Raw genomic sequence first — 23,863 nt, forward strand, 5'->3', positions numbered from 1 at the left:
GTCCTCCTAGGTGATCAGGGTCTGCGCATCGGGCAGCGTCCCACCGTACCAATCCTCGATGAGCGCCCGCGCGATGGACACGGCCCCGGGCAGGGTGACGTCGCCCTCGCGGGCCAGACGCGCGAGCTCCTCCCGCTCGAACCAGCGCACGGAGAGGATCTCCTCGCCGTCCGGAACCGGCTCGGCGCCGGCCGGTGCCAGCGCGGTGAACCCGAGCATGAGCGAGCGCGGGAACGGCCACGGCTGGGAGCCGCGGTAGCGCGGCTGCGTCACCGTGACCCCGGACTCCTCCGCGATCTCCCGGACCACCGCGTGCTCCAGGGACTCCCCCGGCTCCACGAACCCGGCCAGGCAGGAGTACAGCCCCTCGGGCCACGCCGCGTTGCGGCCCAGCAGGATCCGCCCGGCCGGGTCGATGACGGCCACGATCACCGCCGGGTCCGTGCGCGGGAACTGCTCCCGGGAGCAGTCGCGGCAGCGACGCACCCAGCCGGCCGCCTCGACGTCCGTGACGCCGCCGCAGAACGCGCAGAAGCGGTGGGTGGCGTGCCAGTTGGCGTTCGCGACGGCGGCCACGAACAGCCCGGTGTCCGCGTCGCTGAGGGCGGCGGCCGCATCGCGGAGGCCGACCCACACGGCGTCCGCGAGCGCGGTGGCCGCGTCCTCCGGCAGGGCCGCCGGCGGCTCGACGGCGACGGAGACCACCGCGCGCTCCCGCCCGTGCGGGCCCCGGTCCGCCGCGGTGCCGCGGCCCAGATACGCGGCCTCGGCCGGCACGGGACCGGAGGGCGCGGTGAAGACGAGCCGGCCGTCCGCGACGGGTGCGCGGCCACCCTGCAGCCACAGGACCTCCGTTCCCTCGCGCGCCCAGGACGCCGCCAGGTGGCCCGGGTCGAGGCGGGCCACGGCACCGCGGTCCAGCTCCTCGCGGGCCAGCGGCAGGGCCAGGGGTGGTGCGGCGGTGGGGTCGGACGACGACGGGGGGCAGGAGGCCATGCGTCCAGGCTAGCGACCCGTCTCCGGTGCGCCCGACGACGGGGGAGGGCGTTCCGCGCCTAGGCTGGAGGGGTGGATCGTCAGCCCCTTCGTCTCGCAGCCCTGGCCGCCGCGGCCGTCCCCGGCCTCGCCCCCGTCTCCGTGGAGGCGAGCCCGGACGACCCCGCGGACTTCTCGACCGCCGTCGTCGTGGACGGTGAGGGCCAGCGGTGGCGGGTCCGCTCGCCCCGCACCCCGGAGGCGGGCATCCGTCTCGAGACGGAGCTGCAGGTGCTGGCGGGCCTGACCCCGGCGGTGCGCGCCGGCCTGCCGTTCCGCACGCCCTCCGTGGCGGGCGCGGTGCGGCTCGAGGGGCTGCGCACCTTCGTCTACCAGGACATGCCCGGGCGTCCCGTCACCCTGGATGAGCTGGCCCGGCTCGGCGAGCCCGCGGTGCAGGACGTGGGCCGTGTGCTGGCCGCGATCCACACGCTGTCCTCGGATGTCGTGGACCACGCGGACCTGCCCTCCTACACGGCGGAGCAGATCCGGCAGCGTCACCTCCACGCCCTCGACCAGGCGGCCACCTCCGGCCGCGTGCCGCCCCTGCTGCTGCGCCGCTGGGAGGAGGCCATGGAGGAGGAGGCCCTGTGGCGGTTCACCCCGGTGCCTGTGCACGGTGACCTGCACGAGGACAACCTGCTCCTCGAGCGCGGCCGCGTGGTGGGCGTGACGGGCTGGACGGACCTGCACGTGGGCGACCCGGCCGGCGACGTCGCCTGGCTGGCCGCCGCCACGGACCCGGACCTGGCCGACCGCGTCCTCGACGCCTACGCGGCCCGGCGCGCCGACGCGGGGGCCGCCGACGACGGCGACGCCCACCTGATGCGCCGTGCGGCGCTGCTCGCCGAGTTCGCCCTCGCCCAGTGGCTCACGCGGGGCCTGGACCGGCACGACGAGGGGATGGTCGCCGAGGCGGAGGCCATGCTGGCCGAGCTCGCGGGCGACGTGCGCGCCGCGCAGGAGGCGGCCGCGCGCCAGGCGGAGGCCGACGCGGCCGCCGACGCCGCCGAGGACGCCCGGGATGCGGCGGAGGACGCCCGGGAGGCCGCGGCCGCGAGGACCGCGGACCCGGAGACGGGCCCGCTGCCCGCCGCCGAGGTGGTGCGGCCGATCAACGGCGGGCCAGGGCGTCCGTGATGTGACGCTCGAGCTCCTCCTCCCCCGGCAGGTCCGGGAAGGAGCGCTCCTGCCCGTGGGCCACGTACACGAAGCTGGCCCCGATCCGTTCCAGCGGGATCCCGTGCAGCCGTGACCAGGCGAGCCGGTAGACGGCCAGCTGCAGCGACTTGAGCTCGAGGTCGCGGCCCCGCGGCACGGCGCCGGTCTTCCAGTCGACGAGCTCCCAGTCGGCCTCGGGGTCGAAGGGCAGGCGGGGGTCGCCGCCGGAGCGGTAGATCGCGTCGACCCGGCCGCGCAGCGTGATCCCGCCGACCGTCGTCTCGACCGGGGCCTCGACGAAGGCCGGGGTGCGCTCCGCCCAGCGCGAGGAGCGGAACCACTCCTGCATCGGGCCGAGGTCGAGGGCCTCGTCGACCCACAGGTCCGCGGCGTCCTCGGCCGAGTCGATGTCCAGCATGCCGGTGGCCCCGAAGCGCTCCTCGAGCCACGCGTGGAACGCCGTGCCGCGTCGCGCCGCGTGCGCGGGCGGCCGGGGCAGGGGCCGGCGCAGCTGCTCGGCCACGGCCTGCGGGTCGGCGGCGAGCTCGCCGTAGAGGGACACGGAGACGTGCTCGGGCAGGGCGGTCTCCCCGCCCGTCCCGGCGACGTCCCGGCGGCGCAGCAGCACCCAGTCCACCTGGCGGGCCAGCTCCGGGTCGTCCCCGAGCGCCGCCGGGTCCGCGGCGTGCACGGCCGCGGCGGCCGCCTCCACCCCGTGCCGGCGGGCCCGGGAGCGGTGCGGCAGCGGCTGCCAGCGTTCCTCGTCCTCGGGGTCCTCCGGGTCGGCGACGAAGGCCTCCGGGCCGTCGAGCGGGTCGAAGGGCCAGCGGGCGACCAGCGTCCGGGCCGCGGCGGGGTTGGCCTCGGGCAGGTCGTCCTCGGCGGGGGCGGGGCCGAGCGCGACGCCGGGCACCTCCCCCGCCAGACCGGCCACCTCCTCGAGGAAGGCCGAGGCCGGCAGGGGCTCCTTGTTGACTCCCTTGAACAGGGAGGTGCTCAGCCACAGGGCCGATCGCGCGCGCGTGTACGCGACGTAGGCCAGGCGCCGCTCCTCGCGCTCGGCGTGGGCGGCCACGGCCACGGCATAGGGGTCCGGGTTGCCCTCCTGGGCCGCCTTGGAGCTGTACTTGGTGCCGGCCGACTGGACCCAGTCCCGCTGGTCCTGGGCCCACGAGCCGTCCCACTGCGGCAGCGACGCGCGGTCCCCGCGCAGGGGCCACGGCAGCGCGCCGGCCCCGGGGCTGGTCCAGCGGTCCGCCCGCGTGGACGGGAACGTGCCCTCCTGCAGGCCGGGGACCGCGACGACGTCCCACTCGAGCCCCTTCGAGGCGTGCGCGGTGAGCACCTGGACCAGGCCGGGGGTGGGTTCGGCGTTCTCGACGCCGAGGCCGTCCTCGTGCTCGAGGACGGACTCCGTCCAGGCCAGGAACGCCGTCAGGTCCGTCGCCGTGGTGCCGGCGCCGAAGTCGCGGGCCGCGTCCTGGAACGCGTTCAGGTGCCGCCGGGCCGCGGCCGCGGAGACGCCGGGCCGCAGGGCCACCTCGACGTCCAGCCCCGTCTCACGGATCACCTCCGCGATGAGGTCGGCCGGGTCCTCCCCGGTGCGCGTAGAGAGCCGGCGCAGCTCGGCGTTGACGGCCCTCAGTCGGGCCAGGCCCTCGGGTGAGAAGCCGCGGCCGCGCGAGCCGACCCAGTCCGTCCCCTCCCCGGGCAGGGAGTCGAGGGCCTCCAGCAGGGCGGCGGCGTCGGCGTCCTCCTCGGGGCTCACGTCCCGGGCCGGGTCCGGGGCGTCCCCGGCGGGGTCCTCCCGCCCACCGCCGGCCCGCCGGGCCCGCAGCCGCGAGACGAACCGGGCGCGCTCCTGCAGCACCTCGAGGTCGGCCACGCCGATGCGCCAGCGCGGGCCGGTGAGCAGGCGGACGAGCTGGTCGCTGCGCGTGGGGTCGGCCAGCACGTGGAGGACGGCGAGCACCTCGGCGACCTCCGGCAGCGCCAGCAGCCCGGAGAGCCCGAGCACCTCGTAGGGCAGGCCGGCGGCGTCGAGCGCGTCCAGCACGGGGCCGAACTGGGCGCGGGTGCGGCACAGGACGGCGCGGCTCGGGGTGGTCCCCCCGGGCCCGGCCCCGGTGAGGGCGCCGAGGCGGGCGACGACGTCGGCGGCCTCCTTCTCCGCGGTGACGAACCGGTCCACCCGGACGACGCCCTCCCCCGCGCCCGGCCGGGGCCGCAGGGTGCGCACCTTCACCGGCGCGCCGCCCGTCGCGGCGGCGTGGGCGTTCAGCGGTGCGGCGACAGCGTTGGCGACCGCCAGGATCGACTCCTCGTTGCGCCACGCGATCGTCAGGTGCGAGACGTCCGCGTTCACACGCCGCGGAGCGCCGCCGGGGCCGGTCTCCAGCCGGGGGAAGGCGTGCGGGAAGGCGAAGAGCTGCCCGGCGGAGGCGCCGCGGAAGCCGTAGATCGACTGGTGGGGGTCGCCCACCGCGGTGACGCAGTGCCCCAGCCCGAGCGCGTCGTCCTCGGCGCCGCGCGGGCCGAACAGCCCGGCGAAGATCCGCATCTGGGCGTGGGAGGTGTCCTGGAACTCGTCCAGCAGCACCACGGGGAACCGCGCGCGCTCCTGCTCGCCGGCCGCCGGCACCTCGACGGCGATGCGCGCCGCGTGGCGCAGCAGGTCACCGAAGTCCATGACGTCCTGCTCGCGCTTGACCTCGTCGTAGCGGGCCACGAGGTCCGCCATGAGGGCGCGGTCCGCCAGACCGGTCAGGAACTCCTGGATCTCCTTCGAGGGGGTCTTGGCGCGCGGGGGCAGCGGCAGGGCGCTCCCCTGCTCGGCCAGCCGGGCGAGGAACCCGCGCACCTCGTCCGCGGTCACCAGGTGCTCGGCCATGTCCCCGGCCAGCCGCAACGCCTGCGTGATGAGCCGGGACGGGGCCACGCCGAGGGTGTCCGCGACCACCGGATGCGAACGCACGACGGCGCCCATGAGCCGGTGGGCCTCCGCGCCCCCGAGCAGCCGCGCCTCCGGTTCCACGCCGATCCGCAGACCGTGGTCCCTGACGAGCGCGCCGGCGTAGGAGTGGTACGTGGACACCGAGGCGCGGCCCAGGTCCTCGGGCTCCCCGTCGAAGCCGGGGATCTCGAGGCCGGAGCGCAGCAGGGCGTCCACGCGCCCGTTGATCCGCTCGGCGAGCTCACCGGCCGCCTTCCGGGTGAACGTGACGCCGAGGACCTCGTCCGGGCGCACGAGCCCGTTGGCCACGAGCCAGACCACGCGGTCGGCCATGGTGGCGGTCTTGCCGGAGCCGGCGCCGGCCAGCACCAGGCGCGGAGTGAGCGGGGCGGTGACCACCTCGGCCTGCTCCTGCGTGGGCGGGGGCAGCCGCAGCCGCGCCGCGATGTCCCCCGGGGAGTGGACCGCGTCCTCGACGCGCGGGCGATCGATCGGGGCGGCGGGATCGCCGGTCAGCGGGGCCATTCGGTGACCTGCCTTCCTTCGGAGCAGAGCGGACAGACGGAGGGCAGCGCGCACCGACGGGCGCCGGCCTCGTGGAGGGCGAGGAAGCGCGGCCCCGTGGTGCGGCGGGCCGCCGTGAACACCTGCTCGAGCGCCCAGGTGTCCTCGTCCTCGAGGGCCGGCTGGTCCTGCACCTTGGTCTTCTGGGTGCCGGCGCCGAGCTGGACGAGGGCCGCGCCGGCCGGCGTCGCGGGCCGCTCCAGCCCGGCGAGCGCGGCGCGCAGGGCGGGGTCGGTGGCGGGGTCGTCCCGGACCTGCTCCAGACCGCCGGCGCGGACGGCCACCTGGTAGGCGGCCAGCTGGGGCTGGCGCGCCATCTCCGCACCGGTGGGCGCGCTGCGGCCGGTCTTGAGGTCGGCGATGAAGGGCCGGCCCTGCGCGTCCGCCTCGAGCCGGTCCACGACGCCGGTGATCCGGACGGTGGTCCCGCCCCAGGTCAGGTCCGCGAGGAGCCGCACCTCCTGGGCCACGGGCCGACGCCCGGCCGCCCGGGCGATGCTCCAGTAGCCGATGTAGGCGTCCACCAGGCCGCGGGCCCGGTCGTGCTCGATCTCCGTGATCCAGCCCTCCGGCAGGCCGAGTTCGGGCAGGCGGCGCTCCAGTTCGGCACGCACGTCCTCGGGCATGCCCTCGGGATGGTGCTCGGCCACCGAGTGCACGAGCGTGCCCACGGACTGGGCGAGGGTTCCGCCCGCGTTCGCGCCGACGTGGTACAGCACCCAGTCCAGCGGATTGCGCAGGGCCGTCTCCACGCGGGAGGGCGAGAGCGCGACGACCTCGTGCTTCGGGTCGACGAGCGCGGCCTCGGTGGACAGCGGCAGCAGGCCCCACCAGCGTCGGGGGTCCGCGACGGTCACGCCGTCCTCGGCGAGGGCCGCCAGGCCGGCGGCCGCCGCCGCCCGGGGTGTCGCCCCGTCGGCCGCGTCCGCCTCGTCCCCGGCCTCCAGGACGCGGCGCAGCCGGCCGACGAGCGCGGGCGCCGTGATCGGGTCGGGGACCGCGGTGAGCCGCCGGACGCCGGCGGCGTCGCGCGCCTCGGCGGGCAGCCGTTCGGGCGGGTCCACCAGGTCGAGGAAGTCGGAGGGGCCCTCATCTGGCGAGCGCACGGCCGTGGCGACCACCTGGCGCCGTGCCCGGGAGACGGCGGCCGCGAGCATGCGCAGCTCGTCCTGGCGGACCTCGCGCAGCCGGGTGCGGTGGTCCGTGGGCCACGGGGCGTCCGCGGGCAGGGTCACGAGGTCCACGAGGTCGGTGGCGCCGAGCAGCTGGCCGCGCAGCCGGGTGTTCGGCCACACGCCCTCCTGCAGGCCCACGACGATCACCGTGTCCCACTCCTGGCCGGCCGCCGCGGCGGGGGTGCGCACGTGCACGGCGTCACCGGACTCGGCACGGCGGGCCAGGGTGTCCACGGGCAGGTCCTGGGACTCCATGTAGACGGCGAACGACTCGGGCGACGCGCCCGGGAACTGGTCCACGAAGCGCTCGGCCACCTTGAACAGGGCGACGACGGCGTCGAGGTCCGCGTCCGCCCGGCGGGACTCGCGGCGGTCGTTCGCGTGCTCGGCGGGCCGCAGCGCGAGCGAACGCCACCGCTCGGCCCGACCCGAGGCGGACCACAGCGCCCACAGCACGGTCTCGGGCGAGGCCGAGGGGGCGCGGGCGGCCTCCAGGCCGTCCCGGAGCATCCAGTGGACGCGGCGCAGGGCGCGGTGCCGCTCGTGCTCGGGGCCGGCCAGGCTCGGGTCCAGCAGGGCCGCGGCGAGCAGCGCGTCCGAGGTGCGCCGGCCGCCCCGGCCCCGCTCGGCGGCCAGCAGGTCCTGGCGCAGCCGCCGCACGTGCAGCGCGCTGGCCATCCCGTACCGGCCGGTGAGCAGTCCCACGACCTCGTCCGGGTCGAGCACGTCCTCGACCCGGGCCTCCGGATCCTCCGCGAGCGCCCCCGCCGCGTCCACCAGCGTGAGCAGGGGCGCGACGGCGGGCTCCTCCTTCAGCACGAGCCCGGCGGCGTCGCGCAGCACGGGGACGCCCTCGGCCTCCAGGTGGCGGGCGAGCGCGGCCACACGGGAGCCGGAGCGGGCGACCACGAGGATCCGGTCCAGGGGCACCCCGTCCTCGTGGTGGACCCGCAGCACCCGTTCGAGGACGAGCTGGTCCTCGTGGGCGCGGGTGGGCACGACGTGCGCGCGGACGGCGCCGTCACCGTCCGCCGGGACGGTCTCGGTCCGGGTCCGTTCGACGCCGGCGGTGCGCTGGCGGACCCGGCGGGCCACGCGCAGGTAGGCGTCCTGGACCTCGGCGCGCATGCGGTGCCCGCGCGTCAGCACCCGGACGCGCCCGTCCGGGGACGCGGGCGGGGCGGCCCCCGGCACGGGATCGGGGTCGAGGACCCCGGGGTACCGGGCGAGGAGGTCGGGCCGGGCGCCGCGGAAGCCCTCCACGGTGGTGTCCGGCGACGCGGTGAGCAGCACGTCCCGCCCGCGTCCGAGCACGGTGAGCAGGTCGTGCACGGCGGGGGTGGCCTCGTGGAGGTCCTCGACCACGAGCACGGCCAGGCGGTCCCGCTCCGCCGCCACGAACGCCTGCGCCGCGGCGTCGCGCTCCGGGTCCTCGGGATGCCGCTCGGTGAGCACGCGGACGGCGGCGGACAGCAGCCCGGCGGCGTCGAACGCCTCGGCCATGCCCAGGTCGATCCGGTCCCGGTAGTCCTGCAGCAGCACGGCCGCGGCCTCCCACTCGGGGCGCCCGTGGGCGGTGCCGAGCTCCTGCAGGCGGCCCGGCTCGAGGCCGAGCTCGCTCATGCGGTCCACGAGCTCGCGGACCTCGCGGCGGAATCCCCGCGCCTCCACGGCGGGGGCGACGTCGGCCGGCCAGTCCGGCGCGGCGGCGAGGCCGGCGGCGTAGCCCTCGAGCAGCTCGGCGATGACCGTGTCCTGCTCGGCACCGGTGAGCAGCCGGGGGGCGACCTCCAGATGCCTCAGCGGTCCCGTGACGCGGGCGCGGCGCAGCAGGTCGAACGCGTAGGAGGACCAGGTCCGCACGGGAGTGACGGCGCGGGTGCCTCGACCGGCGGCGGCGAGCCGGCGGGTCAGGGCGTCGCGCAGCCGCGCCGCCGCGTCCCGGCTCGGGGCCAGCAGCAGGAGGGACTCGGGGTCCAGCCCCTCCTCGATCCGGCGGGCCGCGTACTCGACCGCCACGGTGGTGCGCCCCGTGCCGGGGGCGCCCAGCACGAGCACGGCGCCGTGCCCGGGGGCGAGCGAGGCGATCGCCTCCTGCTCGTCCGTGAGCGTGATCCGGTCCTCGGGCGCGGCGGCCGTGCGCACCAGCCGGGCGGCCCGTTCCGGCGCCGCCGCGTCGTCGTCGAAGGGGTCCACCCCGTGTTCCCTGGTCATGGCCTCATCCTCGCACCGGGCCCGGACACGATACGGTCGGCGATCGCACGGATCGCCCGCGCGGCGCCGTCGTCGGGCTCCCAGCGGGCCCGGCGCAGGTCCACGCGCCCGGCCGGGGTGCGGGGCGTGGCCTCCCGTTCGTGCTCGACGGCGGCCCGCGCGGCCAGCTCCGGAGGCAGCGAGCCGTCGGCCCGGACCACGCGCCACCACGGCGTGCCGGGGCTCGATTCGGCCATCGCCCGGCCGGCGTGCCGCGGACCGCCGACCCCCAGCAGGCCGGCCAGCCCCCCGTAGCTGACGGCGCGTCCGGGCGGGACCAGACGGGCGAGCGCCTCGAGCCCCTCGCCGAGGGTGAGCGGTCCGTCGTCGCGGTGGCGAGCGCCGGGGAGCACAGGGTGATCGGTCACGACCCCATCCTGTCGTGTCCGCCGGTCCGGGTAGCGTGAGGCGCGTGACTTGGCATGAGAGCATCCGCGCCGGCTTCGACCTCGAGACCACCGGACGTGATCCGCGCACCGCGCTGATCGTGACCGCCACCCTGGTGATGGTGGACGAGCACGGCCGCGCCGCGTCGTCGGCCGAGTGGCTCGTGGACCCGGGCGTGCCCATCCCCGCCGAGGCGGCCGAGGTCCACGGCGTCACCACGGAGCGGGCGCAGGCGGAGGGCATGCCCGCCGCGCAGGGCGTCGCGGAGATCACCGAGACCCTGCGGGACCTGTTCGCCGCGGGCATCCCCGTGGTGGCCTTCAACGGCGTGTACGACTTCACGGTGATGGACCGGGAGGCGCGCCGCCACGGGCTGACGCCGCTCGAGGCCCGCCCCGTGATCGACCCGTTCGTGCTGGACAAGCAGGTGGACCGGTTCCGCAAGGGCAAGCGCACGCTCTCCGCGGTGTCCGAGCACTACGGGGTGACCCTGGAGAACGCGCACACCTCCGCGGCGGACGCCCTCGCCGCCGTCCAGGTGGCCGACGCCCTGGCCGCCCGGTACGAGCAGCTGCGCGTGGCGCCGACGGACCTGCACGAGCGGCAGGTCCGCTGGAAGGCCGAGCAGGCGGAGAGCTTCGAGCAGTACCTGCGACGCAAGGACCCGCAGGCCACCGTCTCGCGCCACTGGCCGGTCGAGGCCGAGCGCTGAGCGCCCGGCCCCGACCCGCACCCGGGTCTCAGCCCTGGGGCGTCGCCGCCGCGGCCGCTTTCGCCGCGGCCGGCAGCGCGTCGAGCACCCGGGTGACCGCCGCGTCGTCGTGGGCGGCGGAGACGAACCAGGCCTCGAACACGGACGGCGGCAGGTACACGCCGGAGGCCAGCATCGACTGGAAGAACGGGGCGTAGCGGAAGACCTCCTGGCCCTGGGCGTCCCGGTAGTCCCGCACGCCGGTGCCGGAGGTGCCGAACGCCAGGGAGAACAGGGTGCCGGCCCGCTGGATCGAGTGGTCCACGCCCTCGGCGTCGAGCGCGGCCACGAGGCCCTCGCGCACGGCGTCCGAGGCGCGCGTCACGGCCGCGTAGACGGCCTCGTCGGCGCGGGAGAGCGTGGCGTGGCCGGCGGCCATGGCCACCGGATTCCCGGAGAGGGTGCCGGCCTGGTACACGGGGCCGAGCGGGGCCAGGTGGTCCATGATCTCGGCGGAGCCGCCCAGGGCGGCCGCGGGCATGCCGCCGCCGATCACCTTGCCGAAGCACCAGATGTCCGGGGTCCAGCCCTCGGGCTGTCCGGACAGGCCCCAGCCGCCCGTGGCGGTGGCGCGGAAGCCGGTGAGCACCTCGTCCCAGATCAGCAGCGCGCCGTGGCGGCGGGTGATCTCGCGCAGGAACGCGTTGAAGCCCTCGGCGGGCTCCACGACGCCCATGTTGCAGGGCACGGCCTCCGTGATGAGCGCGGCGATGCGCTCACCGTGCTCGGCGAACACGGCCTCGACGGCGGCGCGGTCGTTGTAGTCCACCACGAGGGTCTCGGAGGCGGCGGCCTCGGTGACGCCCGCGGAGCCGGGCAGGGCGGCGGTCGCCACGCCCGAGCCGGCCGCGGCCAGCAGGCCGTCCGAGTGGCCGTGGTAGCAGCCGGCGAACTTCACGATCAGGTTGCGGCCGGTCACGCCGCGGGCCAGGCGCAGGGCCGTCATGGTGGCCTCGGTGCCGGTGGACACGAAGCGCACGCGCTCGACCGGGACCTTGGAGGCGATCAGCTCGGCCAGCGCGGTCTCCTCCAGCGTGGAGGTGCCGAAGCCGAGGCCGCGGTCCACGGCGGCGTGCACGGCCTCGACGACCTCGGGGTGCTGGTGGCCCAGCAGCATGGGGCCCCACGAGCAGACCAGGTCCACGTACTCGTTGCCCTCGACGTCGGTCAGGTACGGGCCGCGTGCGCCGGCCATGAACCGGGGCGTGCCGCCCACCGAGCCGAAGGCGCGCACGGGTGAGTCGACGCCGCCGGGGATGACGGCCTGGGCCGCGGCGAAGGCGGCGGCGTTGGTGGTCGGCTGGGACGCGGTCACAGGGACCCCTCCTTCATCCAGCGGCCGAGCTCGGCCGCCCAGTAGGTGAGCACGGAGTCGGCGCCGGCGCGCCGGATGGAGAGCACGGACTCGACGATCGAGGCCTTCCGGTCGATCCAGCCGTGCGCGGCGGCGGCCTCGATCATCGCGTACTCCCCCGAGATCTGGTACGCGGAGACGGGCACGTCCGCCATGTCCGCCACGTCGCGCACGATGTCCAGGTAGCTCATCGCGGGCTTGACCATCACCATGTCCGCGCCCTCCTCGAGGTCGAGGGCGACCTCGAGCAGGGCCTCGCTCCGGTTGGCGGCGTCCATCTGGTAGGTCTTGCGGTCGCCCGTGAGCTGGGAGTCGACGGCGTCGCGGAACGGCCCGTAGAACGCCGAGGAGTACTTCGCGGCGTAGGCGAGGATCGCGGTCTCGTGGTGGCCGGCGCCCTCGAGGGCCTCCCGGATCACGCGGACCTGGCCGTCCATCATCCCGGAGGGGCCGAGCACGTCCGCACCGGCCTCGGCCTGCGCGACGCCCATCCGGGCGTAGATCTCCAGCGTCGCGTCGTTGTCCACGGTGCCCTCGGCGGTGAGCACGCCGCAGTGGCCGTGGTCGGTGAACTCGTCCAGGCACAGGTCGGACATCACGACGAGCCCGTCCCCCACCTCCGCCTTCACGTCCCGGATGGCCCGGTTCAGGACGCCGTCCGGGTCCAGGGCGGCGCTGCCGACGGCGTCGCGCGTGGTCGGCACGCCGAACAGCATGATGCCGCCCAGGCCCAGCTCGGCGGCCTCGGCCGCGGCGGCCTTGAGCGAGTCCGCGGTGTGCTGCACGACGCCCGGCATCGAGGCGATCGGCACGGGCTCGGCGGCGCCCTCCTTGATGAAGGCCGGCAGGATCAGCTCGGCGGGGTGCAGGCGCGTCTCAGCGACGAGGCGGCGCATCGCGGCGGACCGGCGCAGACGCCGGGGACGGTGCAGCGGGAAGGACATGACGGGGTCACACGCTCCTGGTTCGGGGACCCGTCCAGTCTAGGCGCGGAGGCTGACCGCGCGCCGGGTACAGTCGTGGCGCCCCGTCCGCCGTCGAGAGGCCCGTGATGCCCCCGCGCCTGCGCCCCGGTCAGACCCTGCTGCTGGCCTCGCTCGTCTTCGGCCTGTTCTTCGGCGCGGGCAACCTGATCTTCCCCGCCGGCCTGGGCCGGGATGCGGGCGCCGCGGTCACGCCGGCCACGCTCGGCTTCCTCGTCACGGCGGTGGGGCTGCCGGTCCTGGGCATCGTCGCCTCGGCGGTGACGGGGGCGCGCTCGGTCCGTGAGATGACGGCGCCCGTCTCCCGGCGCTTCGCCGTGGCGTTCACGTGCCTGCTGTACCTGACGATCGGCCCCCTCTTCGCCATCCCCCGCACCGCCACGGTGTCCTATGAGATCGGTGTCGCGCCCCTGGCGGGCGACGGCGGCCTGCGGCTGCTCGGCTTCACGGCGGCGTTCTTCGCGGTCGCCGCGGTCGCGGCGTTCCGTCCGGGCCGGCTCATGGAGTGGGTGGGGCGGTACCTGACCCCGGCGTTCCTGGTCCTGCTCGGCGCTCTGGTGGCGGCCGCCGTCGTGGCCCCGATGAGCACGGGCGCCCTGCCCTCGCCGACCCCCGCCTACGCCGACGGGGCGCTCGTGCGGGGCCTGCTGGACGGCTACGCCACGATGGACGCGCTCGCCTCGCTCGCCTTCGCGGTCGTGATCGTCGACGCCGCCCGGCGCCTGGGCGTGACGGGCCCGCGCCGCATGGCGGTGGAGCTGGGCAAGGCGGGGCTGCTCGGCGGCGCGGCGATGACGGTGGTCTACGCCTCGCTGGCGTACGTCGGCGCCACGAGCCACGGCGCGTTCGCACAGGCCGCGAACGGCGGCGACGTCCTCGCCCGCACCGCGAGCCACTTCTTCGGCACGGCGGGCGCGTACCTCATCGCGGCCATCGTCTTCGTCGCGTGCCTGAAGACCTGCATCGGACTGATCGTGGCGTGCGCCGAGATGTTCGCGGAGATGTTCCCCGGGTCCTACCGGCTGTGGGCGAGCCTCTTCCTCGTGGTGTCCTTCGCACTCGCCAACCTGGGCCTGGAGGCGATCATCGCCTGGTCCGTCCCGGTGCTGATGTTCCTCTACCCGATCGCCGTCGTCGTCATCCTGCTCGGCCTCGCCTGGGCCTGGGTGCGGGGCCGCCCGGCGGTGGCCCGCTGGGTGGTCGCCTGCACGGGGCTCGCCGCCTCCTTCGACCTGCTGGGCGCCCTGCCGGAGGCGCTCGCGACGACGCCGCCCGTCACCGCCCTGACGGGCCTGGCCGGCCGGGTGCTGCCCGGCTACGCGGTCGGCTTCGGCTGGGTGGTCCCGGCGCTCGTCGGGCTGGTCGTCGGCACAGTGGCCGCCGCCTCGCGGCCCCGCCCCCGCCGGGGCGAGCGGGAGGCGATCCCGGTCACCGCCGGCCACGGGCGCACCGCCGCCGACTAGGGTGGGACACATGCCCGAACCCACCCCCGCATCCCTGCGCATCGCCGTCCTGATGGACAGCGACAACGTCTCCCCCAAGTTCGCCCCCCTGATCCTCGAGGAGCTCGCCACCTACGGCACCCCCACGATCAAGCGCGCGTACGGCGACTGGACCACGACCAACCTCAACGGCTGGAAGAAGGCGCTGAACCACCACGCGATCCAGCCGGTCCAGCAGTTCGCCTACACCGTGGGCAAGAACTCCTCGGACTCCGCGCTCATCATCGACGCGATGGACCTGCTCTGGATGGGCAACGTGGACGCGTTCGCCCTCGTCTCCTCCGACTCCGACTTCACGCGCCTGGCCACCCGCCTGCGCGAGGGCGGCAAGCGCGTGATCGGCCTGGGCGCCCGCAAGACCCCCGCCTCCCTGCGCAACGCCGTGGACCAGTTCATCTACCTCGAGCTGCTCGGCACCGCCACGGACCACGACGTCGACGACGACGAGACCGGCGAGGACGCCCCCGCCAAGGAGGAGAACGCCAAGGCGTCCGAGGGCTCCGGCCGCTCGGGGTCCCGCCGCGGTGGTCGAGGCCGCGGTCGCGGGGCCAAGACCACCGACGCCACCGACACCCCCGAGGCCACCGACGCGGACGCCGAGGCCCCCATTGCCGACGAGGCCCCTGCTGCCGACGAGGCCCCTGCTGCCGACGAGGCCCCCGCCGGGGACGCCGCCGCCGGCAAGGACGGGAAGGTCGCGGAGGCGAAGTCCGGGGCCGGCCGTCGGGGCCGCCGTGCGTCGTCGTCGGACGTCACCGAGGACCCGACCCCGCCCGAGGTGCCGGTCGAGGCCGAGCCCGAGCACGACGAGGCCGACGCCGCCCCGCGCATCGACCTGCAGGCCGCGCTCACCAAGGCCGTCAACGCCACGAGCACCGACGACGGCTGGGCCACGCTGTCCCTGATCGGCCAGCACCTGAGCCGCACCCACGTGGACTTCGACCCGCGCGACTTCGGGCACTCCAAGCTCTCCACCCTCGTGGAGGACCAGCCGTACCTGCGCACCCGCACCGAGGGCCGCACCATGGAGGTCTCGCTGGTCCGCCGCCGCAGCCGCCGCGCCGAGGGCTGAGCGGCACGGCCCGTCGTCCCCCGCGGCCGGCGGGCCGGTCCACCGGCCGTTCACCCGCCGGCCACCCGCCCACCACGCCCGCCCGGTAGGCTCCCCGCCATGGGGAACACTCTGGGCTTCCTGCGCGGCGTCGACCGCCTGCACGCCTTCTACACGGAGAACGTGCGCATGCTCGCGCACGCGTACGACCTGACGGACGAGGAGGCCTCGGAGCTGCTCGCCAACACGGGCTTCACCAACGTCTCGGTCGCCATCCTGCGCGGCCCGCGGGTGGACATCATGGCCGCCGCCACCGGCGTGCCGCAGGACGAGAGGCACGACGCCGGCCCGGCGCCGACGGAGGACGACGCGCCCGACCCGGACGGCGGCCGCCCCGACTGAGCCTCGCCTCGAGTGCGGACGGGCGGCTCAGGCCGCAGCGCGCAGCACGGCCAGCACTCCGGCCGCATCCGGCGTGGGGGCCGTCCCGAGCAGGGGCAGACCCCGCCGCGCGCATGTGTCCCGGGTCGGCGCGCCGATCGCCACGAGCCGCACCCGCTCCCCCACCAGCGGCGTCAGACCCGCGGCCACGAACTCCTCCGCCGCGGACGAGCTGGTGAGCACCACGGCGGTCCCCGCCGCGACCGCGGCCAGCCGCGCGGGCGTCACGACGTCCCCCCGGCCCTCGTCCGCCGCCCCGTCGAGCAGCCGCCTGCCGGCCTGCGCCGGATACGGCACCGTCCGGTAGGCGAGCCCGGTCCGCACGTCCCAGCCCGCCGCGCGCAGGCCGTCGGCGAGGCGGGACCGGGCCCGATCGGACTGGGGCAGCCACGCGCGGGCGCCGCGGGGATGCAGGGCGGCGAGTCCGGCGATCAGGCCCTCGGCGGAGCGGTCCTCGGGCGGCAGCCACGGCGCCGCGTCGCAGCCCGCCTCGGTCAGCACCCGTGCCGTGCCCGGTCCGGTGACCGCGATCCGCGCGCCCGCCGGGACATGGCCGTCCCAGCCGACGGCCCTGAGCGCGCGCACGGTGTTGGGGCTCGTCACCACGAGCCAGCGGGACCCGTCCGAGCGCACCGGCCCGGCCGCATCACCGTCGGCCCCCGCCCAGTCCGCGAGCAGCGCGCGCAGGGGGCCGTCGTCGTCGGGCAGTGCGAAGTCGGTCAGCGGCAGGAAGCCGACCCGCAGCCGCCGCCCCGCCACCTCGGTGCCGGCGAGACCGGCCTCGAGGTCGCCGGCCTGGGCCGGCTGGCGGGTGAGCAGGACGCGCATCTCAGGCCGGGTCGTCGGGGCGCGGGGCGCCGTCGCCCCGGTCCACCCCGCGCACCGTGCCGGGCAGCAGGTCGGCGCCCTCGGCCACGAACTGCTCGGCCACGTGCACGCCGAGTGCCTCCGCGGCCACGAACAGGGTGTCCTCGAGCCACTCGTCGCCGGCCGCCGGGTCGCCGGCCACGTCGGTCGGCACCGGGTCGAGCTGCACGGACGAGGTCCGGCGCAGCACGCGCGAGCCGTCGAGGGCGGCCACCATCGCGGTCATCTCGATGCGCGGCGCGCCGGCCTCGCCGTCGCTCACGCGGGCCACGGCCCCGATCGGCGCGGCGCAGCCGGCCTCGAGGCGGCGCAGCAGGGCCCGCTCGGCGGTGACCGCCACGTGGGTGTCCCGATCGTCGACCAGCTCGAGGGCGGCGTGCAGCCTCCCGACCGGCGCCTCGGGGTCCAGGAGCGCCCGACCGAGGAAGGACTCGTCCTCGGCCCGGATCTCCACGGCCAGGGCGCCCTGCCCGGGGGCGGGCACCATGACCTCCGGGTCGATCCGCTCGGTGATCACGTGGTCCAGGCCGAGCCGGTCGAGCCCGGCACAGGCCAGGATCACGGCGTCGAGGTCACCGCGGGGCGAACCCGCGGCGGCCGGGGCGTGATCGTCGTGCTGCTCCAGCCCGGGCACGCGGGCCAGGCGGGTCTGCACGTTGCCGCGGATGTCCACCAGCTCCAGATCCGGGCGCAGCGCCTTGAGCTGGGCCACGCGGCGCGGCGAGCCCGTGCCCACCCGGGCGCCCTCGGGCAGGGTCGCCAGGGTGAGGCCGTCGCGGGCGCACAGGGCGTCCCGCAGGTCGGCCCGGGCCGGCACCGCGGCGATCTCGAGGGTCTCCGGTTGGACGGCCGGCAGGTCCTTGAGCGAGTGCACGGCCGCGTCCACGACGCCGTCGAGCACGGCGGCCCGCAGCGCCGAGGCGAACACGCCGGTGCCGCCCAGCGAGGCCAGCGAGCCGGTGGTGACGTCGCCCTCGGTGCGGATCACCACCAGCTCGTGGGCCAGGCCGGAGCGCTCCGTGAGCGTCTCGGCCACGTGGGTGGTCTGCGTGGTCGCCAGGGCGGAGCCCCGGGTGCCGATGCGCAGGGGGGTCACGGTCTCAGGCCTCCTCGGCGGGGGCCGCGGCGCCCGCCTCGTGCTCGGCCAGCCCGCGCACGGCGGCGTCGACAGCGGACGTCGTCGGCCGCGTCGAGCCGTCCCGCATCACCTTGACGCAGCAGTCCGGCCGGCACACGTCGTACCACGCCGGGAAGCAGCCGACCGCGGCGCGACCCTCGCGCCGGCCCAGCCGCTCCTCCACGATGTCCACGAGCCCGGCCACGAACCGCGGGTCGGTGCCCGGGGTGGGGCTGCGACGGAACCCCACGCCCAGCCCCTCGGCGGTCTCCTTGGCCTCGGTGTCGAGGTCCCAGACCACCTCCATGTGGTCCGAGACGAACCCCAGCGGCACGACGATGAAGCCCGCCACGGCACGCCCCTGCGCGTCCGTCTCGGCGCCCTCGCCCGCGAGGTGCTCCATCGCGTCGTTGATGTCCGGCTCCAGCCACGGCACCGAGGGCGGGCCGGAGCGCGACTGGTACACGAGCGACCACGGCACGTCCGCGGCCTCGGGCACGCCGGCGAGGATCTCGCGGGCCACGTCGAGGTGCTGCGCCGAGTACACGTCCGCACCCTCGTCGCCCGGCTCCGCCCCCGCCTGCGCGCGCAGGTCTGCGGCGAGGCCGCGCGGGCCGGCCGCGGCGGCGTCGGAGGTGGGGATCGAGTGGGTCGCGAAGAGCACGTGGATCCGCGCGTCGTCCCCCAGCTCCGCGCGCAGCGACGCCAGGTCCGCGCGCAGGCCGTCCCGGAACGGCTCGATGAAGCCGGGGTGGTTGAAGTACTGGCGCGTCTTGTCCAGGTCCACCTTCCCGGTCAGGCCGGTCTGCTCCAGGGCCATGCCCATGTCCTCGCGGTACTGGCGGCACGAGGAGTAGCAGGAGTACGCGGAGGTGGTGACCGTCAGGATGCGGCGGTGCCCGTCGGCGTGCATCCGCTCGAGGGTGTCCGGGAAGTAGGGCTCCCAGTTGCGGTTGCCCCAGTACACGGGCAGGTCCAGGCCGCGGGCGGCCAGCTCGGCCTCGATGGCCGCCTTCAGCGCGCGGTTCTGCGCGTTGATGGGGCTGACGCCGCCGTTGGCGCGGTAGTGGGTGGCGACCTCCTCGAGGCGCTCGTCCGGGATGCCGCGCCCGCGCGTGACGTTGCGCAGGAACGGGATCACGTCGTCCTGGCCCTCGGGCCCGCCGAAGGAGGCGAGCAGCAGGGCGTCGTAGTCCTTGGGGGCCATCACGCCGCACACGTCGTAGTCGACGCCGGCGGCGGCCTTCTCGGGCGTCCGGAGGGCCGGGGCGACGCCGGCGTCCGGGCCGGTGTGGACGGGCGCGTCGGCGCGGGGCTCGGGGGCGGCGGTCATCAGGCCAGCACCTCCGCGATCTCGGCGGTCTCCAGACGGCGTCCGGTGTAGAACGGCACCTCGCTGCGCACGTGCAGGCGGGTCTCGTTGTTGCGCAGGTGGCGCATCATGTCCACCAGGTCCGTCAGCTCGTCCGCCTCGAGGCCCAGCAGCCACTCCCAGTCGTTCAGGCCGAACGCGCTGGTGGTGTTCGCCCATACCTGCGGGAAGTCCTGGCCGAGCTGGCCGTGCTCGCGGAGCATGCGGGCCCGCTCCTTCGGGTCCAGCAGGTACCAATCGTACGAGCGCACGAACGGGTAGAAGCACAGCCACTTCAGGGCCTTGCGGCCCATGGCGAAGGCGGGGACGTGGTCCTTGTTGAACTCGGCCATGCGATCGGCGCCCATGGCCGAGAGCACCATCGTGGTGCCCTCGAGCAGACGGGTGCGGCGCAGCTCGCGGATGGCGGCCTGCAGGTCCTCGGGCACCTGGCCGTACATCCACACCATGACGTCGCCGGCCTCGCGCATGCCCGAGACGTCGTAGACGCCGCGCACGGTCACGCCGGTCTGGGCCACCCGCGCGACGGCCTCGTCGAACTCCTTGGCGGCCTTCTTCGCGTCACGGCCCTCCAGTCCCAGCCAGCCGGGCTCGCCCTGTGGGCGGGCGAACACGGTGTAGGTGGTGAACCAGTCCTTGCCGGCCTCGGCAGGGGTGGTGGTGCTGTCCTTGGTCATGGTCCTCTTCCTTGAGATCCGATTGCGTCAGGGGTGGTCTGGGGGCGAGGTCAGCCCGCGGGCGGCGCGTCGGCGCCGAGGGTGCGGTCCACGCCGGCGACGACGGCGGCCAGCCCGGTGCCGTGCACCCAGCTGCCCACGAGGTCGAGGCCGGGCACGTCCCGTGCCCAGTCGATCAGCGTGTCCGCCTTCGCGCGGTCGGGGCCGGCCTGCGGCGGGATGGAGCGGCGCCAGCGGGTGACGGTGCGGGCGACGACGTCCTCCTCCGCCAGCGGCACCCCGGTGAGAGTCGCCGTGTCCACGAGCGCCTGCGCGAGCAGCTCCTCGTCCGCGCTGCGGTGGCCCAGGGCCTCGGGCCCGCCGCCCTGGCGGCCGTAGGACAGGCGCAGCACGTGGCGGTGGGGATGGCGGGCGACACCGTCCTCCTGCGGACGCGCGACGACCTCGCGCAGCCACGCCCACTTGGCGGTGGCGTGGGTCAGGGCCTTGGCGGCCACGTCCGTCCCGGCGCCGACCAGCACTCCGGTGCCGCGTGGCGCGTCGTCCAGGCCCGCGGCCTCGACGACGAGCGTGGCCAGCGCGATGCCCTCGCCGAGGGCGGGGCCGGCGTCGGGGTCCAGGGCCTCGGCCGAGAGCGGGGCCAGCAGGTCCCAGGCGGTGACGCCGTCCACGGCCAGCACGACGCGGTCCACGTCGAGCCCGCGGACGACCTCGTCGTCCCGGTCCGAGATCTGGGCCCACCAGCCGCCGGTGGCGGGCACGCGGGACAGGGCGGCCACCCGGACACCGCGCAGGACGGTGGCCCCGTCCTCGCGCAGCGCCTCGACGAGCCGGCCGGTGAGGCGGACCATGCCGCCGTCCAGACCGGCCACGAGCGAGCCGGGGGTCCCGGTGGACCGCAGCGCGGCGACGCCCGCGGCCAGCCCGCCGTGCTCCACGGCGGCGGCGAGCAGGCCGGGGGCCACGCGCTCCAGCTCGACGACCGCGGGGTCGGCCGAGTGGACTCCGGCGACGACGGGGGCCACGAGGCGGTCGAGCACCTCGTCGCCGAGGCGGTCGGCCACGACCTGCGCGACGGTCACCGGCTCGCCGGCCGCGAGCGCGGCGGCCCAGCGATCCATGGGGGCCTCGGCGTCCTGCCGGGCGCGCTCCAGGCCGGCCGGCGTGAGGGCGGCGGCGAGGTCCTCGGCGTCGAGGTCGCCGGGGATGCCGACGATGCCGAGACGCGGGGCGCGCACGGGGCCGGCGGGACCGTGCAGCCACGAGCCGAGGGGCTCGGGCGCGACGATCTTCTCGCCCAGCCCGAGCTCCTCCACGAGCGCGCGCACGGCGGCGCCGCGGACGGCGAACGACTCGGCGCCGCCGTCGAGTTCGAGGGTCTGGGTCTCGGGGGCCCCGGTCTCGCCGTGCGAGGGGACGTCGAGGAAGCGCGGGGAGACCGCGCCCCCGAGCACGGAGGTGGCCTCGGCGAGGGTCACGTCCCAGCCCGCCGTGGACAGTCGGTGGGCCGCGACGAGGCCGGCGATGCCGCCGCCGACCACGAGCGCCGTGCCGCTCATGCGCGCTCCTCCCGCTCGGCGGTCTCGACCCCCGGTGCCGGGTCCTGGCCCTCCCGCTCCGGCACGGGCAGGGAGTGGATCAGCTCGACCACGCGGGTCAGCACGGCCGCGTCCGTCTCCGGCGGCACGCCGTGGGCGAGGTTGACGACGTGGCCGGGCGCGACGGCGCCGGAGGCGACAACGTCGCGCACGTGGGCCTCGAGGACCTCCCACGGGGCGGCGAGCAGGGCCGGGTCGATGTTGCCCTGCAGGGGCACGGCGCCGCGTCCGTCGGGGCCGGGGTTCGCGCTGAGCCGGCGGTGCGCCTCGGCGAGCGTGAGGCGGTGGTCCACGCCGACGGCGGTCGCGCCCGCGTCACGCATGTGGTGCAGGAACTCTCCGGTGCCCGTGCCGAAGTGCAGGAGCGGGGCGCCGTCGGGGACGCCGGGCCCGGCGAGGTCGGCGACATGGGCGAGGGCCGCCGTCGAGTGCGGCTGCACGTGCTCGAGGTAGTCGTCCGCCGAGAGCGAACCGGCCCACGAGTCGAACAGCTGCGCGGCGGAGGCGCCGGACTCGAGCTGGGCGCGCAGGAACTGGCCGGACACGGTGGCCGCCCAGCCGGCCAGGGCGGCCCAGGTCTCGGGGTCGGCGTGCATCATGCGTCGCGGGCCGAAGTGGTCGCGGGAGGGACGGCCCTCCACCATGTACGCCGCCAGCGTGAAGGGGGCGCCGGCGAAGCCGATCAGGGGGCGCGGGCCCAGCTCGGCGACGGTGGCCGCGACGGCCTCGCGGATGACGTCCAGGGCGGCGTCCTCGAGGACGGGCAGCGCGGCGACGTCGTCGGCGGTGCGGACGGCCTGGCCGAGCACGGGGCCCACGCCGGGCTGGATCTCCACGTCCACGCCCGCCAGGCGCAGGGGGACCACGATGTCCGAGAAGAAGATCGCCGCGTCGACGTCGTGGCGGCGCACCGGCTGCATCGTGATCTCCCGGACCAGGTCCGGCATGAGGCAGGAGTCGAGCATCCCGATCCCCTCGCGCACCTGGCGGTACTCGGGCAGCGAACGGCCGGCCTGCCGCATGAACCACACGGGGTGGCGGTCGGGGCGCTGGCCGCGCAGCGCGCAGAGGAGCGGGCTGGCCACGGTCGAGCGTGACGGATCCTCGGTGCGCAGCGGGTGCTCGGCGGGCAGTGCCGGGACGGCCGCGGGGGTCTCGGGGGTCTGGGACAGGGCGGACATGCCCCCAGTGTCCCACCGGTCGTGTCGCGGTGGCACATCCGCGTCCTCCGTGAGCGTCGTCACACTGGCCGACGGCACCCGGGTCAGGTCCGCCTTCCCGGACGGGCGGGGCGGTCGGGGCTAGACTTGGCCCGCTGTGACTGTCTTCTCTCTCGTCGCCTCCCACCATGATCTGGACCTGGACACGGTCGCCCGCCTCAGCGCCGGCGCGACCGGGGTCGGGCCCGCCCTGCCCGGCAGCGGTGCGGCGGGCGCCGTCGTGCTGGCCACGTGCAACCGCGTGGAGATCTACGCCGAGGCCGACGGGGCCGGCGTCGAGGCCGCTCGCGCGGGGCTGCTGTCCGCCGTCGCCGCCTCCACCTCCCTGCCCGACGAGGACGTGCACGCCGCGTTCCGCACACTCGACGCCGACGCCACGGCCCGTCACCTCTTCGAGGTCGGCGCCGGACTGGACTCCGCCGTGGTGGGCGAGCGCGAGATCGCCGGTCAGGTCCGACGCGCCCTGACGGCGGCCCAGGAGGCCGGCACCGCCTCGGGTCCGCTCGTCCGCCTCTTCGAGTCCGCCACGCGCACGGCCAAGGACGTCGGCTCCCGCACGGCGCTCGGCGCGGCCGGCCGCTCGGTCGTCTCCGTCGCCCTGGACCTCGCGGAGGAGCTGCGCGGTCTCACCGACGCCGCGGCCCAGCGCGACTTCTGGGCCGGGGCCACCATCCTGCTGATCGGCACGGGCGCCTACGCCGGCACCACGCTCGCGCAGCTGGCGGACCGGGGCGCGACCACCGTCGGCGTGCACTCGGCCTCGGGCCGCGCGGAGCAGTTCGTCGCGGACCGCGGCGGCTGGGCCCTCGCGCTCGGCGGCGAGGCCGTGGCCGGCGCCGTCGCCGAGGCGGACGTGATCATCGGCTCCTCCGGCGGCGAACGCCAGATCAGCCCCGAGCGCCTCCAGGAGCTGCGCAAGGGCGGACGGCGTCCGCTCACGGTGGTCGACCTGGCCCTCTCGCGCGACTTCGACCCGGCGGTCGCGGACCTGCCGGACGTCGATCTCATCACCCTCGAGTCGGTGCGGCTGGCCGCACCCGAGCAGGCCCAGGTCGCCGTCGCGGAGGCCCGCGCGCTCGTGGACGACGCCGTCGAGGAGTACCGCGCCGCGCAGCGTGGCCGCAGTGCCGACGCGGCGATCAAGGCCCTGCGCCGCCACACCCTCGGTGTGCTCGACCGGGAGCTCGAGCGCGTGCGCGCCCGCCACGGCTGCACGGCGGCCGCCGAGGAGGTGGAGTTCGCCCTGCGCCGCATGGTGAACCAGCTCCTGCACGAGCCCAGCGTGCGCGCCAAGCGGCTCGCCGCCGAGGGCCGGCTCGACCGCTATGAGGACGCCCTCGAGGCGGTCTTCGGGATCGAGGCCCCCGGCCGCCCCGCCCCCGCCGTGGGCACGGTCGAGGCG

The 23,863-nt window shown here is 76.4% G+C and carries 18 protein-coding genes; 6 read left to right on the forward strand and 12 right to left on the reverse strand.

Annotation, left to right across the window (positions count from 1 at the left end; genetic code table 11):
- Positions 1–6 precede the first annotated feature (6 nt).
- On the reverse strand, positions 7–996 hold the full coding sequence (gene nudC, locus CITRIK5_RS06165; RefSeq protein WP_159833297.1) for an NAD(+) diphosphatase: 990 nt from the start codon (positions 994–996) through the stop codon (positions 7–9).
- Between the two features lie 72 nt (positions 997–1,068).
- Between nudC and CITRIK5_RS06170 the strand changes: the two genes are divergently transcribed.
- Positions 1,069–2,175 (forward strand): phosphotransferase, encoded by a 1,107-nt coding sequence (locus CITRIK5_RS06170; protein ID WP_060774607.1) that lies wholly within the window; start codon positions 1,069–1,071, stop codon positions 2,173–2,175.
- Here CITRIK5_RS06170 and CITRIK5_RS06175 read toward each other — a convergent pair.
- Genes CITRIK5_RS06175 through CITRIK5_RS06185 form a run of 3 tightly spaced genes read right to left on the reverse strand, consistent with a single transcriptional unit; the run spans position 2,150 to position 9,509 of the window.
- Entirely contained in the window at positions 2,150–5,674 is a 3,525-nt protein-coding gene (locus tag CITRIK5_RS06175; RefSeq protein ID WP_159833299.1) for an ATP-dependent DNA helicase, read from the reverse strand. The two genes, CITRIK5_RS06170 and CITRIK5_RS06175, sit on opposite strands and share 26 nt — an antisense overlap.
- A complete protein-coding gene (locus CITRIK5_RS06180; protein WP_159833301.1) occupies positions 5,662–9,102 on the reverse strand; it encodes an ATP-dependent DNA helicase in 3,441 nt (1,146 codons plus the stop codon). The genes CITRIK5_RS06175 and CITRIK5_RS06180 overlap by 13 nt, the downstream gene beginning before the upstream one ends.
- Positions 9,099–9,509: an MGMT family protein gene (locus tag CITRIK5_RS06185; RefSeq protein WP_098092311.1), complete on the reverse strand. Its 411-nt coding sequence runs from the start codon at positions 9,507–9,509 to the stop codon at positions 9,099–9,101. The genes CITRIK5_RS06180 and CITRIK5_RS06185 overlap by 4 nt, the downstream gene beginning before the upstream one ends.
- A gap of 44 nt (positions 9,510–9,553) precedes the next feature.
- Here CITRIK5_RS06185 and CITRIK5_RS06190 point away from each other — a divergent pair, with 44 nt between their 5' ends.
- Positions 9,554–10,240: a 3'-5' exonuclease gene (locus CITRIK5_RS06190; RefSeq protein ID WP_036381094.1), complete on the forward strand. Its 687-nt coding sequence runs from the start codon at positions 9,554–9,556 to the stop codon at positions 10,238–10,240.
- A gap of 28 nt (positions 10,241–10,268) precedes the next feature.
- Here CITRIK5_RS06190 and hemL read toward each other — a convergent pair whose 3' ends face one another.
- Complete coding sequence (gene hemL, locus CITRIK5_RS06195) at positions 10,269–11,594, reverse strand: glutamate-1-semialdehyde 2,1-aminomutase (RefSeq protein WP_036381097.1); 1,326 nt, start codon at positions 11,592–11,594, stop codon at positions 10,269–10,271.
- Positions 11,591–12,577, reverse strand: a complete 987-nt coding sequence (gene hemB, locus CITRIK5_RS06200) for a porphobilinogen synthase (RefSeq protein ID WP_036381100.1) — start codon at positions 12,575–12,577, stop codon at positions 11,591–11,593. Before hemB ends, hemL begins: the two co-directional genes overlap by 4 nt.
- Positions 12,578–12,684: 107 nt before the next feature.
- On the opposite strand from hemB, the gene brnQ reads away from it, so the two are divergent.
- The 3 genes from brnQ to CITRIK5_RS06215 all read left to right on the forward strand — a co-directional run bounded on the left by brnQ (position 12,685) and on the right by CITRIK5_RS06215 (position 15,571).
- Entirely contained in the window at positions 12,685–14,079 is a 1,395-nt protein-coding gene (gene brnQ, locus CITRIK5_RS06205; protein ID WP_036381103.1) for a branched-chain amino acid transport system II carrier protein, read from the forward strand.
- Between the two features lie 10 nt (positions 14,080–14,089).
- Positions 14,090–15,190 (forward strand): NYN domain-containing protein, encoded by a 1,101-nt coding sequence (locus CITRIK5_RS06210; RefSeq protein WP_134377033.1) that lies wholly within the window; start codon positions 14,090–14,092, stop codon positions 15,188–15,190.
- Between the two features lie 99 nt (positions 15,191–15,289).
- Entirely contained in the window at positions 15,290–15,571 is a 282-nt protein-coding gene (locus tag CITRIK5_RS06215) for a hypothetical protein (RefSeq protein ID WP_134377034.1), read from the forward strand.
- Positions 15,572–15,598: 27 nt separating this feature from the next.
- Here CITRIK5_RS06215 and CITRIK5_RS06220 read toward each other — a convergent pair whose 3' ends face one another.
- The 6 genes from CITRIK5_RS06220 to hemE are packed head-to-tail and all read right to left on the reverse strand — an operon-like array spanning position 15,599 to position 22,422.
- Positions 15,599–16,438, reverse strand: coding sequence for a uroporphyrinogen-III synthase (locus CITRIK5_RS06220; protein ID WP_036314324.1), 840 nt, complete (start codon positions 16,436–16,438; stop codon positions 15,599–15,601).
- A gap of 1 nt (position 16,439) precedes the next feature.
- The gene (hemC, locus tag CITRIK5_RS06225) at positions 16,440–17,573 is read right to left on the reverse strand and encodes a hydroxymethylbilane synthase (RefSeq protein ID WP_134377035.1); all 1,134 of its coding nucleotides are present in this window, start codon (positions 17,571–17,573) and stop codon (positions 16,440–16,442) included.
- Between the two features lie 4 nt (positions 17,574–17,577).
- Positions 17,578–18,927: a ferrochelatase gene (locus CITRIK5_RS06230; RefSeq protein WP_049147270.1), complete on the reverse strand. Its 1,350-nt coding sequence runs from the start codon at positions 18,925–18,927 to the stop codon at positions 17,578–17,580.
- Positions 18,927–19,643 carry a hydrogen peroxide-dependent heme synthase gene (gene hemQ / locus CITRIK5_RS06235; RefSeq protein ID WP_036314319.1) on the reverse strand — a complete coding sequence of 239 codons (717 nt, stop codon included), beginning with the start codon at positions 19,641–19,643 and terminating at the stop codon, positions 18,927–18,929. The genes CITRIK5_RS06230 and hemQ overlap by 1 nt, the downstream gene beginning before the upstream one ends.
- A 50-nt stretch (positions 19,644–19,693) precedes the next feature.
- Positions 19,694–21,202 carry an NAD(P)/FAD-dependent oxidoreductase gene (locus CITRIK5_RS06240; protein WP_101965984.1) on the reverse strand — a complete coding sequence of 503 codons (1,509 nt, stop codon included), beginning with the start codon at positions 21,200–21,202 and terminating at the stop codon, positions 19,694–19,696.
- Positions 21,199–22,422: a uroporphyrinogen decarboxylase gene (hemE, locus tag CITRIK5_RS06245; protein WP_101967521.1), complete on the reverse strand. Its 1,224-nt coding sequence runs from the start codon at positions 22,420–22,422 to the stop codon at positions 21,199–21,201. Before hemE ends, CITRIK5_RS06240 begins: the two co-directional genes overlap by 4 nt.
- A 136-nt stretch (positions 22,423–22,558) precedes the next feature.
- On the opposite strand from hemE, the gene CITRIK5_RS06250 reads away from it, so the two are divergent.
- The coding region (locus tag CITRIK5_RS06250; protein ID WP_159833303.1) for a glutamyl-tRNA reductase at positions 22,559–23,863 on the forward strand (1,305 nt) is incomplete at its 3' end.

The organism is Micrococcus sp. 116 (assembly GCF_902506395.1).
Taxonomy (GTDB): domain Bacteria; phylum Actinomycetota; class Actinomycetes; order Actinomycetales; family Micrococcaceae; genus Micrococcus; species Micrococcus luteus.

Excerpts from the sequence above, each read along its gene's own strand:
- CITRIK5_RS06215 (WP_134377034.1), top strand. The coding sequence starts at position 15,290 with ATGGGGAACACTCTGGGCTTCCTGCGCGGCGTCGACCGCCTGCACGCC.
- CITRIK5_RS06230 (WP_049147270.1), bottom strand. The coding sequence starts at position 18,927 with ATGACCGCCGCCCCCGAGCCCCGCGCCGACGCGCCCGTCCACACCGGC.
- nudC (WP_159833297.1), bottom strand. The coding sequence starts at position 996 with ATGGCCTCCTGCCCCCCGTCGTCGTCCGACCCCACCGCCGCACCACCC.
- hemQ (WP_036314319.1), bottom strand. The coding sequence starts at position 19,643 with ATGACCAAGGACAGCACCACCACCCCTGCCGAGGCCGGCAAGGACTGG.
- hemB (WP_036381100.1), bottom strand. The coding sequence starts at position 12,577 with ATGTCCTTCCCGCTGCACCGTCCCCGGCGTCTGCGCCGGTCCGCCGCG.
- CITRIK5_RS06175 (WP_159833299.1), bottom strand. The coding sequence starts at position 5,674 with ATGGCCCCGCTGACCGGCGATCCCGCCGCCCCGATCGATCGCCCGCGC.
- hemE (WP_101967521.1), bottom strand. The coding sequence starts at position 22,422 with ATGTCCGCCCTGTCCCAGACCCCCGAGACCCCCGCGGCCGTCCCGGCA.
- CITRIK5_RS06210 (WP_134377033.1), top strand. The coding sequence starts at position 14,090 with ATGCCCGAACCCACCCCCGCATCCCTGCGCATCGCCGTCCTGATGGAC.
- brnQ (WP_036381103.1), top strand. The coding sequence starts at position 12,685 with ATGCCCCCGCGCCTGCGCCCCGGTCAGACCCTGCTGCTGGCCTCGCTC.
- CITRIK5_RS06180 (WP_159833301.1), bottom strand. The coding sequence starts at position 9,102 with ATGACCAGGGAACACGGGGTGGACCCCTTCGACGACGACGCGGCGGCG.
- CITRIK5_RS06220 (WP_036314324.1), bottom strand. The coding sequence starts at position 16,438 with ATGCGCGTCCTGCTCACCCGCCAGCCGGCCCAGGCCGGCGACCTCGAG.
- CITRIK5_RS06240 (WP_101965984.1), bottom strand. The coding sequence starts at position 21,202 with ATGAGCGGCACGGCGCTCGTGGTCGGCGGCGGCATCGCCGGCCTCGTC.